Annotated in this window: 6 protein-coding genes; 1 reads left to right on the forward strand and 5 read right to left on the reverse strand. The window is 35.0% G+C overall.

The genetic code is table 11. The annotated features are described in order from the left end of the window. Nucleotides 1-9: 9 nt before the first annotated feature. The 3 genes from BUE24_RS18540 to BUE24_RS18550 all read right to left on the reverse strand — a co-directional run bounded on the left by BUE24_RS18540 (nt 10) and on the right by BUE24_RS18550 (nt 1,596). Nucleotides 10-483 (reverse strand): hypothetical protein, encoded by a 474-nt coding sequence (locus tag BUE24_RS18540; protein ID WP_073319361.1) that lies wholly within the window; start codon nt 481-483, stop codon nt 10-12. A 174-nt stretch (nt 484-657) separates the two neighbouring features. Continuing rightward, nucleotides 658-1,152 (reverse strand): hypothetical protein, encoded by a 495-nt coding sequence (locus BUE24_RS18545; protein ID WP_073319364.1) that lies wholly within the window; start codon nt 1,150-1,152, stop codon nt 658-660. Between the two features lie 39 nt (nt 1,153-1,191). Beyond that, complete coding sequence (locus BUE24_RS18550; RefSeq protein WP_073319367.1) at nt 1,192-1,596, reverse strand: hypothetical protein; 405 nt, start codon at nt 1,594-1,596, stop codon at nt 1,192-1,194. 303 nt (nt 1,597-1,899) lie between these two features. Here BUE24_RS18550 and BUE24_RS18555 point away from each other — a divergent pair, with 303 nt between their 5' ends. After that, nucleotides 1,900-2,955 carry a hypothetical protein gene (locus tag BUE24_RS18555; RefSeq protein ID WP_073319370.1) on the forward strand — a complete coding sequence of 352 codons (1,056 nt, stop codon included), beginning with the start codon at nt 1,900-1,902 and terminating at the stop codon, nt 2,953-2,955. Nucleotides 2,956-3,169: 214 nt separating this feature from the next. Here the strand turns inward: BUE24_RS18555 and BUE24_RS18560 are convergent, their stop codons facing one another. Both BUE24_RS18560 and BUE24_RS18565 read right to left on the reverse strand, forming a co-directional pair. Beyond that, nucleotides 3,170-3,424, reverse strand: coding sequence for a hypothetical protein (locus BUE24_RS18560; RefSeq protein WP_139242047.1), 255 nt, complete (start codon nt 3,422-3,424; stop codon nt 3,170-3,172). A 46-nt stretch (nt 3,425-3,470) separates the two neighbouring features. Next, the gene (locus BUE24_RS18565; RefSeq protein ID WP_073319376.1) at nt 3,471-12,743 is read right to left on the reverse strand and encodes a Tc toxin subunit A-related protein; all 9,273 of its coding nucleotides are present in this window, start codon (nt 12,741-12,743) and stop codon (nt 3,471-3,473) included. Nucleotides 12,744-12,824: the final 81 nt, after the last annotated feature.

The following is a 12,824-nucleotide window of genomic DNA, read 5'->3' on the forward strand; positions in this document are numbered from 1 at the left end:
TACTAATTCTTAAAATTTGGGCTTATTTATTTTCTTTTGCCCATTTTGCTGCAAGTTTCTATGGTTTTTTTGAGGCAATGGCTTCTTTTCTGGAATTTTGGTGAAATCACTCCACCCTGGTTCTTGTGCATTAGTCTGTGTATGATGTTGTTCTTTGGTATGCTCAAGAGGTTGTCGAAGTTCATGAAATAACTTCTCTGTATGATACATTTTGGTCGAAGTATCTTTTATAAATGTATCCAGGGCCACTTTCATACCATCCAAATGTTGATGTTGTATTGCTTCCAGCAATTCTTTTTGATTGGCGTTAGAAAACTCTGGCAGCGTTTGTTTGATGTCATTTTGCATCCTATATATTTGATCCACCAACTTGTCTCCAAAATGTTCTTTAAACTGATCAACCTGATTAAATATATCCTGATATTGCTTTGCGATTTGCTGCATTATTTCGTTCGGTCCTTTATGTTCAACTTTCTTGCTCATATTCTTTTATTCTGAAATCAACTTTTATAATTAAGATGATAGTACACTAAGATCTCTTTTTAATATTCCTGAATCCACAGTACGAATCTAAAGATTTGTTTATCTAGTATTACCCAGCGATTAATAAATGGAGTATTTGGAGTAATAGCCGGTCAAATCGTATCAGCTCTATCTCTAAAATGATATTCTACGTATTCGGTTACTGTTTCGGTTAAAGTTTTCCCTAGATTGCTCCAAAGCATTACTTTTGTTTTTCCTAGGAGGTAAAGTTGGAGCAGGCTCTTTATATCCTTCTGGAACTTTTGAAAAGTTAGCAAAACTAATTTTTTCATCTTTTTTTGGTCCAGGATTCGAGAATAGCATTTCTTCCAACTCTTTGGAGAGCTTTGGTTTTTTACCTGCTTTAAGATCTTTAATCATCGCTTTAATCTCTTTGTAGAGTGGAGAGCTTGGATAAATGATATGTGCATACCTTCCATCCTTTAATTCTACCAGCTCTACTCCATTTTTCTTACCATAGCTTTCAGCGATATTTTTTTGAAAAGCAGCAAAATTTTTAACATCATGTAAGACAATATCTGCTTTTTTACCATCTTCGGATTCTAATCTATAGATCATCTCCAGATTTTTGACTCTTTTTTCTTCCTGATTGTTTTCTTCTAGTGCCATGTTGTTAATAAATTTAAGTGTTCATCAATTGTTGAATCATTAACTGATCCCAAAACCTTTATTAGGTTTTAATTTTTGAATTTTCTTTTTGGTCTTTTTAAGCAAAGTTTGTTTTTTAACTTCTTTCCCGTTATTGACTGTCTTTTGTGCGTTATAAGGCAACTCGCTATTCAGCTTGATAAACTTTTCCAAAAGTCTCTTTTCTTTCAATCGATCTTCACTCAAGTCATTGATTTTGGTATTCTCGCGTTTCGCTATATTGGGATGCATTGTATTGTTTTTTACTTCCCGAACAGCAATACGTTTTTGTAAACGACTATGCTTTTCCTTTTGTGCTTTGGGATGTAGTTCTTCTTTTTTTACTAATCCAGCCATAAGTTGTATCAACTCTTTTTGAGTGACTTTCCTTTTTTCTGATGCGGTATTTGTTAAAGTTTTTTTCATCCTTTTGTGATGCTGCAACAAGAGTGATGTTTATGAATGCTATCACTCTAATTCAGGAATCAACATATCTCATTTGTCTCGAAGATATATACCATAGTTGAAACCTCTATATCTAAAGTAATAAGTGGTAGGACTGAAGTAATATTCGATCATCAAAAATACAATCAACCAGTACATAAGCAACGATAACCCATCTATTCCCGTAATTATCCCATGTATTACTTTGTGGTATGTATTAGGGGAAAGACCCCCTAATTTGGTTCCAGAATTTAAAATTATAATAACCTAAAAAATTAAGAAATTATGGGATACGGTGAAAAAGAATTATATAATGCACAAAATGTTATTGGATATACCGGAAAACTAGGTGCAAATCCCACCTTTTATTTTAAAAAAGATCTTGGTGGTGGTCAAATTTTATATGGACATATTACACAAAGTCATATGTTAACATCTAATATCGGTAGAGAGAAAATTGAGAAAATAGATAGTAAAAAGTATGAAATCAAAAACGATGGAGTACTATATCGCACAAATCAAGATGAAGGAGAGTTCTTAGCAGAAAACTATAAAAACAAGGCTGCTATCTTAAACGGTTGTAAAGAGACAGGAGAAACAAATGAAAAGGTTACTATAGGAGATCCAAGAACGAATAAGACCTATATCGATAAAAATAATGAAAAATGGACCTTAGTTCAGTCCTCTGTAGAAATCGTAAATGGAGAACTAAAGCACCCTAGTAGAACTTTAATAAAATTCGTTAACGCAAAGAATTTAGATAAAAAAGTCTCTTCTGAACTACAAATAGCTTTAGACAACCCCAAGTGTCAACTCATGAAAGATCAAGAACAAATTAACATAGAAAACCACCAAAAAAAGCATGGGTATAAAGAAGTAGAAATGAAAATACATAATGAGATTTTCGAAGAGAATTTCGAAAATATGTTAAATGGAAATCTTTCCGGTTCTGAACAAGATGAAGACATTGCTGCACTTGATGCTTTGGTAGCAGAACATACTCACAAAAAAACACCTGAGGAGTCTTTATCTCCGTCGTTGAATCAAAAAAAAGATAATAAATCAACGCCAGACAAACAAGTTAATGAAAATGTATTGAATGCTCTTTCATCAGGCAACGTCAAAAAGCTTGCTCAAAAACATGATCCATCCAAAGATCCAAAACTTGAGAAACCTCTTGTACAAAATCAAAAATTCGGCTTAGAAGATTTGGCTTCTCCAGGGTTCAGAAAAAACAAAAGAGCAAAACAAAATACAAGGTCCACAAATAGCAACAGAAGCGGAAATAATAAAACCAGACAAAGACGAAACAGTTCTAAAGGTCCTTCGAAGCAGTTCTAAGGGACAATAATAGAAGATAGGTTTTACCGGTAATTACGAGATCAACCAGCAAAACTGTCTGAAGGTTATTTCAGGCAGTTTTTTTATGTAAATTTATTAAAACATCTAAAAAAAGTGTTGTATTGCTTTTAAAATGTAAAGTTGAAAGTTGGTAGCTTTCTTTTGGTAGTAGGAGCGGAATTTCCTTCGACTTGTACCTCCATGTTTCACAGAGCTAAGTCGAAGCGTTCAGGAGAAACTTCTCGTCCTGCCAAGATTGATTAAAAGTTTCAACAATAAAAAAAGCCTCAGATACTTCTGAGGCTTTCTTTTTAGTAGCGGGAGCAGGATTAACTCCCTTCAGTCGTTGAACCTTTGGGGTGTGCTTGTACAGATAAAACCAGTTGTTTTCACAACTGATTTTCTTCGTAGCAGGAGCAAGATTCGAACCTGCGACCTTCGGGTTATGAGTTCGGTTTATTGGCCGCACAACCATATAATAAAGATTTGTACTAAATAAATCATCATCATAGTAATTACTTCAAAATAAATCGGACTACCATTAATGCCTTCTTAATTTCCTTATCAACATTCTTGATAGTTATACTCATACCTTCCGCTTTTATTTCTTCATCCCTTATTGCAAAAGTTTTGGTTTCGCCAATTGATATCCCATCGGTAAAACTAATCTCATCACCTCCTTGCCCAATTACAATTTCTGAAGCCTGTAAATCAGAATCTGTTGTTAAAATAATATCTGTTAATTTAATGTCTTTTGTTTGTCTAGGTTTACCTTCCTGATCTAATCTCACATAATACGGTAAGAAATCTATGATATTTTTGATAGGCAGTATTCGTTCTGTATCTCCTTCTTCTACCTGCATTGTTTTGTACCACTCATTACTTAAATCATGCTTAAGATCTATAATAGAGAACAATCCTTCCTGTTGCCCCAACTCTTCATTATTTTTATTGAAATCAACCACCGTATCAATTGCAGCTTTTTTCATTCGAGTTCCTCCTTCATTAGCGGTGTAGCGAATATGAATAATCGCATCTGAAATCGTGTCATAATCAAACTGGCGGAAATCAGGCAGCTGTAATCGCCATTTGCTAATCGCTCCCGCCCCTTCAAAAGGTAAGTATCGTTCATCTTTGAAATTAAGTTCAAACATTCCGCTTTCGTTTTGCGCAGAGCTAGCTGCTATAGCCTTAACAGGAATATTAAACGTCATAAAACGATCATCGTTTTCCTCTATTTTCTCTTTATAATCATTCTTACTTTTTGCTATACTACTATTACGAAACTTATGCTCTAATAGTCGTAATGAAGCATTTAATCCAGTATATGGGCCCACAATACAGGGGATAGATATCGACACTGATTTAATACGACGCTTGTAATGCCCTGGATAATCCATATCGAACAAAATTTCTGGAAGATTAAATTCACAGGCACCTGTTTCTTTGAGCTGTATCAAACTCAAAGGGTTTATTTGTCGTAAGGATACGTGTTTTGTGATTTCATAATCATGAGTTTTTTTCTCGTGATATGCAGCTTCAAGTTGTTTTAATCCTACATACAATTGTTCTCCGGCTAGCAATCCATCACGGCTCGAATCCCAATATCCCGATTGGATAAAATTCGAATTACCAAGACCACGTTCAAAACGATATATTTTTTCTGCTTTTTTTGCCAACTCATAGGCCAAACTATATACTTGATGATATACTGTTTTAAGATTTCCTTTCATCCAGGTATATAATTCTTCATTTGTATATTTATCTCTTAAGAAATTCTCTACTTCTTTGGCATTATCAATTAGTTTTTGTTGATTACTAATTTCTTGATTAGCAATACTTACCCTAATTTGCTGCGCCAAGATTTGTTTGTCTATTTGTTTAAGTTCTAAACCTGCAATATTTGCCTGTAATACTCGGTCCTGATGCGCACGAAGGAAACCTGATTTTTTGGCTGCTTTGCTTGATGCATAACTGTGTTCTGCTGCATCGGTTTGCATCCAACGAGCAATTGCAGCTGTAGCTGGACCTAATTGTGAGCCTCCAAAAGTGATTGTAGTTCCAATACCAAACGGCTTTACATTTGCCTCAATATTAGGTATATAAGACAGTGCACTACCCAAAGATTCTATTTTCCCGATGGTATCTTGTAGATCATGAGCATCTTTGGCTTTTTGCATGTCCTCTTTTTCATATTCATTTACATACACATTACTATAACTTTCGGGCATTTTAATTTGATTTTCTAATGGATTAAAATCAGTTTCGAAATTTGGTACCTTGTCCTCAGTTTCTCCTATCAATTTTAAATAGAATTTCATTCGTTGTTCGGGTAGTTTTCTATTTTCCATTAGATTTTGAATAGTACTCTCTGCTTCTTCCAATTGTTTCTTTCTAACTTCCATGATTAGACTATTCATTATTCCTTCATGAGTAGCTCTGGTATATGCCAGAGATTCGCCATCTTTTTTCTCTAATGCAGATAACATTGCTCCTCCCAAAGATTTTAATTCATTACAAAGCTCTATCGATTTTTGCAATAAGTAATAAAAACGATAATTCGGCATTGGCGTATTAAGGTCGTTTAACACTGAGGCAATACTGATGCCTTGCGCAGCTGCTTTTACCAATAATGCTGGATCAATAGGGGGTTCGAACAGTGGAAGTTTACGAAAGACTCCTTCGATATTTAAACAATGTCTTATCTTAAATAAACGATCCTCTACAGTATCCCAGTATCCCATCAATTTTGGGTTATTAGGAATACAAAAATACAATGAAGATGAAAAACCAAATATATTAGCAAATCCAACGACTCCACTTTCAACTCCTACAGGTAACGAAGTTTGGTTGCTAAATGGCACTGCCATCTCAAGTTCTACCATAGCATTGGAGAAAGCATCCCACTTATGTAATAACGAATTATATGTTTGTGGTTTGATTTTGCCTCGTTTAGGAATCATTTGAGGACGTTTACCCAGTATATGAAATGCCAATACATAGAGTTGTGTTGCCTGGTTAATACTTTCGATAGTATCCTGACGGAATAAATAATCTCCCCAGGCTATCAGGTTATCAATATACTTCATGACTACCCATTTCATATACGCAACAGGTCTGCTTCTTGCTATCAAATGTGGTTTGAAAGGATCATTACGCCATGCTGTTATATCTTGATTAGATGCATTAGGCTCTAAATTCTTAAAAATCGCATCCAGAATCTGTTTAGTATCTATTTCTTTAAAGGGTTTGAATTGCCAAAAACGCTTATCATCTGTACCATTTGCAGTAGGGTTAAATACATAATGATACCATTTCATAGCATCTTCAAACTGTTGTGATTCACTTAGCGTATTTGCCAACATCACTGGTGTGTGAAAAAACAGTTCCCAATGATATATAGAGTATGGACGCTTCAATTCATGATACACATTATTTGTAGCTAAATTATTATCATGATCATAAGCGCCAAAAGCATCATCAGAATTAGAAATACTAAGATTATAACTAAAAAAACTAGTGAGATTACCCGAGTTTAACTTACTGAGTAAATCATGGTTATGTTCAAAATAAAAATTATGTCCTCCATTATAAGTCGTTGCATTTTGATCCTTAAACTCATACTTATCAATTTCGTCTTTAATTACACCTTGGGGTTGTAGCGATTTTATTGTACCCAGATTATTGTGATGAAAATGCACTACTTCAATACTGTTATTGTTAGTAGACGGATTTGAAAAAACTGTTAAGTTGGTTCCACTTAGCTTAAAAGAGTTTTTACCAATTATTACATTATTCTTATAGCTTATTCTGATATTTAATTCTTTGTTTGAAGGGTGTATTGAAGGTATAAATTCAAAACGCTCAATATCTGCAAGGGTATTGCCATCTACAAAATTAATGGTATCCTTACTCAATTGTTTTGAAGTCCATTTACCATTCCGATATTCGCTCATTCCCATTTTTATTTCCCAATATTCTTTAGGTTTATTATTCGCTACAGAAGTATTTGCCATGCCTGTTATCGTTTGACTACCATCATCTGCAGGTTTTACTTTTTTCATGAACTGAGGGAAAAACACTAATAATCGATCTTGCCATGCAATAGGAATTAAATAACATCCATTACTCCCAATTTCATTATTAGAATTCACTACATCGTATGATGGAATGTCTACCTCCATTTTTTCCCAAGAATACCAATTCATCTGATCTAACCTCAAGTATCGGTAATAATAGGAATAAGGAGCATTTCGAGTTCTGGCAAATACATGAAGCTTACTTCCTTCGGTCCATATATCCGAATTATCTTTAGTGCCTTCGATATATAGCCCAACAATTTCCATATTTGCCACTTCGTCTACTTTATATAAATAAGATTTAAGGACGTATTCTATATTTTCTTTGGTGATATCATTTTGCAGCAATTCAGATTCTAGTTCTTTAAAAAAGGAAGTTTTATCATCTCTAAGATTACTTTCGATCCAATTTTCGGGATATAAGAATACCTTCCGGTTAGCTTCCCAAACTCGATAGCGCTGCATCCAATCCCATCGCTCCCGATCCAAAATATCTGGAGTAATACCATTATGCACTTCTTCTAACCCCAAGAAACAACGTTGAACAAATAATTGTACCGAAGATAGTGCCTGTTTGATCCTAGAAGTCTCCATACAAGCGTCCATTTGTACATCGATTAGAAAATATTCAAATAATCCATTGGCATCTGTTACTCCCCATTGGATAAGATCCGGTTGTTGCAATAGATAAGCAATTAAAGCATCTTCCTGATGATTTCTAATTTGATCATTCAAAGGTTTTACAACTTGCTCCCAATCCTCTTGTTTGTATTTTGCTCGAATGGCATGTTGTATGCTATCTGCTATTTTTCTGGTTTTTTTGAAGTTTGATGTTGGTTTTGCCCATTCAAACAGTAAATTGATATCCACTGCTATCTTATTCGCTACTTCTATAGCCTTTTGTAATTTTAATAAGTTGATTTCATTTAGAAAAACTTCAGGTTTGTTTAGATTAAAATGGTTTTCCTCAATCAATATGTCTATTTTCTCTTTTTCCCAAAGGGTAAGCGTAGCTATATTTTCGCTAAGTTTAGAAATATCATCGGGCGTATGTGCCCACTTAAAAAATTCGATTAAATCAGTTGCAGTTTTAGGTAATGAATTTCGTAATCGTGTATAGGCCTCTAACCGTAGCCAATGATCAAAAGTTATTGCATTAAAATCTATATCCCCGAAATCAGAAGTAAATTCATTGAAATGTTTAAGTTCGAAATTAGTGATCTCAAAACCGCTTACCAGAATCGAAGCTTTATACAAAACAATATAAGCCTGTTCTGTCATTGTTGTTGTGAAATCAGGAAGGAGTAAAGAGGGCGGGATATTCTCTATTGAGGATGTTGGTGTTTTCCAGAATACGGTATTGAGTTCTTCACCAAAAACATGTAATGCATACAACTCCCCTGATTTGAGTTTTATAGGATCACTCCACCATTCGTTGGTAGGATCTTCCTGTTGGGTAAATGATAACATATTACCATCCAATGTTATAGCAGGCGCTGTATCCGTATCTTTTACAATAAAAGTATATTCATTTTTTGCCGAAGGAATTAGATAACCACTCCAATCGGTTTGTACAGGTTTTGCACTTTCTTTAATGGCTTCAAAAATAGTACTGATAGATTTCTTTGGACTGCCCGTAGTCAATATTTCTGAAATGAGTGTATCAGTCTCTTCTTCTTCAAGTCCGATGGACTGTGATAGGGTTTCAACTACAAACCGGTGTGTTAGCTGATCTCGTAAATAGGGTAAAAATACGTTCATAAAGGCTCTACTTTTTTTAGGAGCCGTATTTGGATCTTCTTCTCCTTCATTTATTTCCTCAAATGGGACAAGGATATCGGCTGATTTCAGAATTACCTCAGCGGCTTCTACTTCTATTTTCCGTTCTGGTGATTTTTGTTTTTCAGCTTCAATAACATGAAATAACACTTCTTTAAATAGCTTACTTTGCTGTTTCTCAATTCGCTGCAGTGCTTCATTCCATTTGGGGTCATTGGCTAAGCTATTATAATCAGTTTTTTCAGTCTGAGATAATATTCCCGTGATCTGTATAGTTCCCTTTTCAGGGTTATAGCGTAATTTATTTTTTAATGTTTTGCCTTCTGCAATATCAATAATCAGGTTTTTAGGAGCATTGGTTATGAATAAATTCATTCCTTCTATGATTCCTATAATTTTCTCCACTAATTCCTGGGGATATAACAAAACTGCTTTTGCACGAATCATCTCGATGGTTAGTTCGTCCTCTTCTTTAATATCTTTATGGGTTTCATCTATGGCATTTAATCCATCATAAAGCGTTTTGGCCAACAATAATATATCCTGTGATGATGGCGCTAAGGGTCTTTGGGGATCATCATCATCCTTTATTACATAATTTAACTGACGATAATTAAATCCTGAATCTTCCATTTTAGTCCAATTACCTGTAAAATTCAAAGACGTATGCGCGTTGATAAAAGGATCTCCAAATACTGGAAGAATGCGAATAAAGGCTTGGGGTTTTAACCCAATAGCTTTTGAAAGAAGTCGATAACGATATATCACAGTAAGGTTAGAAATATTCAAAACATCTTCCAGACCTTCAGCTTCCATAATTGCTTTTATGTCATCTGAAGAACTATTAAAAGCTGCCATAACAACAGGCAGGTGATCTGTAATTTTGACTTGCTTGGTTAAATAATTTCCATTCTTATCTTCGACAAAAACTTTGTCTATCCCTTTTAAGTTATGTTTCAGAAACAAGCGTTTATATAAAGATTGCTCTCCAGCAGTACTAATGTTTGTCCAAAAAGTGAGCAATTTGATCAATTCTAATCCGGTAACATCCAACAGTTTTTTAACAGCTACTAATTGATGTAAAAATTCTGGGGTAATCTCGCATTGTATTTTTTGAATACCTTTTGCCTTAAAACAATCTCCATTACTTTCACTTTGGCCACAGTCTTCTGTATCTTCGAACAAATCATCACACTCTGAGGTACAATCTGTATCACCAGGCAAAAGATCATCCATACAAGCATCTTGATGGTCTCCTAAACCCACAAGCGCTTTATCTACTTCATCAATAGTCCATCCTAATTTTTTCCATAACCGAATAAACCGATGAATATGATCATACTCCTCTACTGTAACTGGGCTTCCGTCTAAATGGATCAACCTTACTGTATCGAGATTGCAATTGTCGACTTTACCTACAGAAAAAGGAAGGTTTCTCCTTTCACTTACCAAATACAAATCATCACCTACTTCTATTATTTTTCCCTTCTCGCCGTCACTACTTTCAAAACTAAAAAGTGTCCAGGTACTATAATCCACACTTGGATCTTCATTTATTATCGTAATTAAACCTGTTTGTTTATCTATTGTAGCTACAATAGATTCTTCACCAGTCGTGGGGTCCGTAACAATGATTTGACAATTTCTAACGATTCCTAAGGTTAGACTACCGATATCTGAAGAAAAATAATAGGTAAATTCGCCATCAATACAACTCACTCCATTTTCAAGCACAATGATTTTTCCGATACGTTCAAAATAGCAATGCACCCATTTTTCAAAATCTTTATTATCTGCACAAGGATCAGCTTTTGGGCTACAAGGATCAGGATTTAGTAATTCCTCATATATAGGAACCAAGGGTTGTGCCTTATTTAACCCTTCTATTAATGCTTTATATTTATCCTTTGGGTTGCTGGCACTATAATCAACTAGTGTTTGTAAAAACCGATAACTAAAGGCAATACTATGCATAATTTGCAAAGCTTCTCCACTGGGGATATTAGGATTAAGACATTGGGTTTTAAGTAACGCTACTAATTCTATGTACGAAACTCCTGTACGCCTCAAAAACTGATCTTTAACAAAGGTAAGCCCTGTTTTAGAAGTTTCTGAATCATCTAGCATTGTTACCTCTGTATCATACCCATAATACTCGTGTACCGGTTTTATACCAATTTTTTCGAGATACTCTTGATCAGAATGTTCTTTTTTACATTGTTTATCCCAATATTCTTTGGTTACAAAAGCTTCTTTTGTAAGAATTACATATTCCTCCTGAGTAAGTTGTAAGCACTCTGCATCTACCGCACGATCAATATAATTTGTATGCAGTTTATCTAACTCCTTTTTTTCTTCTTCGGTAAAGGTTATAGCTGCATCAGTAGATGGTTCACCATCATCGGGTATTGGTTCTGTCTTTTCTTTTCGTACTGATCTGAAAGTATCTATCAACTCCGTACGACTGGTATCCAAATGATTAAGGTATACTCTGGCCACATCAATAGGCTGATGATATGGTAAGGTAAAAGGATACACCGCTTTATGCAAAATACAATATGCTTCGTATTCGGTATTTTGGGGTTGTGCCAATAGTTCTCCAGAAGTTTGATCTGTAACGTTAAAAGGTTTGGTATGATGATGAACAATATAGTTTTCCATAACCTCATTTACCAGATCGATATACGGAAGTATGGTGTTGGTATTCTTACAGGTAAGCTGCAAACATCCTAAATCCGGACGGCGTTTAAAGAGTTTTTCCAGTGGCGTGTTGGATATATCATGATTATCTTGTGGTTGTATTGTAGTTGGACCAGTCGCATGAGGGTCCAGATTATTATTTCGTAAATATTGTAATAACTCTACAAAATAAGCAGCTGCGCTGTATACCGAATTACATTCGCCACATTCACAAAAATCGGCATCACCAAATAATGCATCCCAACTTAAATGATGTTCTTGCAACACTCTATGAACAGCTCCCTCTGTCCTATGAGAAGTAGCAGCCATCGCTCCTACACTCTTAATATCATCTGCAGAAGTTTTTTGCAGGGATCGATCTATAAAATCAACACCTGTTCCCTCTCCTATTTCTTTAAGAGCCATCAACGCATGTTCATTCCTGATTCTAGCATTAACTGCATTGGTGTGCAATTGCTTTGCTACTAACTCTCCGTCTTCACCAAAATCTTTTGAAAATGATTTTACGAATTGTGCCTCTGGCATATCACTGATCCGTAATGCAGAAGTCATATTACTTTTTATCAAAACAGGCAGTACTTCTGGGACTGGACTTAATGCAACCACTCGTTGTAGCGTTTTTATTTCTTGTACAACCTCTTCTGTACTTTCACTATCGATATTCTTAAAAGCATCCTCTTGTTTAAACGCCTCGTATACCGAGGTCGTTTTCAAGTTAAAACTATCGGGTTGATTGCTTAAGAACGTAGCTAACCGGTCACTTCGTGTTTTATCGGCAATAGGACTTTCTTTGGGGTCACCAAGCATTCGCCGTACTGTGGCCGTTGGTTGTACCTGAAATAAACGAATATGCAACTCGTTTGCCACAATCTCTGGAGTTTTTTCTTCTACAACAATTTTAGTATTTGTAACCACTTTTACTAAAGCCTCTTTATTGAAATTAAGTGCCACATCCCTCATAGAATTGATTTTATTATCCTTTTGAAACTGCTCAACTAACTTCTCTTTGTCTTCACACCATTGAGATACTTCATGAGTGAAATGTAATTTTTTGCATACCTCGGGAGTAAACTCTGGCTCAGTTTCTAATCTTATTGAGATCTTATCCCAATCTCCTTTGTGCTCTTTATAGATTGAAGCAAACTTTTGATGAATGGCTTTTGTCTTGCCCAAATCTGCTGTAAAGAAATTAAGACGAGTGACCGTTTTATTATTGGATGTGGTTTTCATGATTTGTGTGTTGTTATTATATTCTTCTTGTTTTTTCTAATTGCGAGTATCACGGTTCAAGACTAGTGATAAGAGGAGATT

The sequence above is a fragment of the Aquimarina spongiae genome, assembly GCF_900141785.1.
Taxonomy (GTDB): domain Bacteria; phylum Bacteroidota; class Bacteroidia; order Flavobacteriales; family Flavobacteriaceae; genus Aquimarina; species Aquimarina spongiae.

What these genes read in the sequence shown, in the direction of transcription:
- BUE24_RS18540 (WP_073319361.1), bottom strand. Translation starts at nt 483, where the DNA reads ATGAGCAAGAAAGTTGAACATAAAGGACCGAACGAAATAATGCAGCAA.
- BUE24_RS18545 (WP_073319364.1), bottom strand. Translation starts at nt 1,152, where the DNA reads ATGGCACTAGAAGAAAACAATCAGGAAGAAAAAAGAGTCAAAAATCTG.
- BUE24_RS18550 (WP_073319367.1), bottom strand. Translation starts at nt 1,596, where the DNA reads ATGAAAAAAACTTTAACAAATACCGCATCAGAAAAAAGGAAAGTCACT.
- BUE24_RS18555 (WP_073319370.1), top strand. Translation starts at nt 1,900, where the DNA reads ATGGGATACGGTGAAAAAGAATTATATAATGCACAAAATGTTATTGGA.
- BUE24_RS18565 (WP_073319376.1), bottom strand. Translation starts at nt 12,743, where the DNA reads ATGAAAACCACATCCAATAATAAAACGGTCACTCGTCTTAATTTCTTT.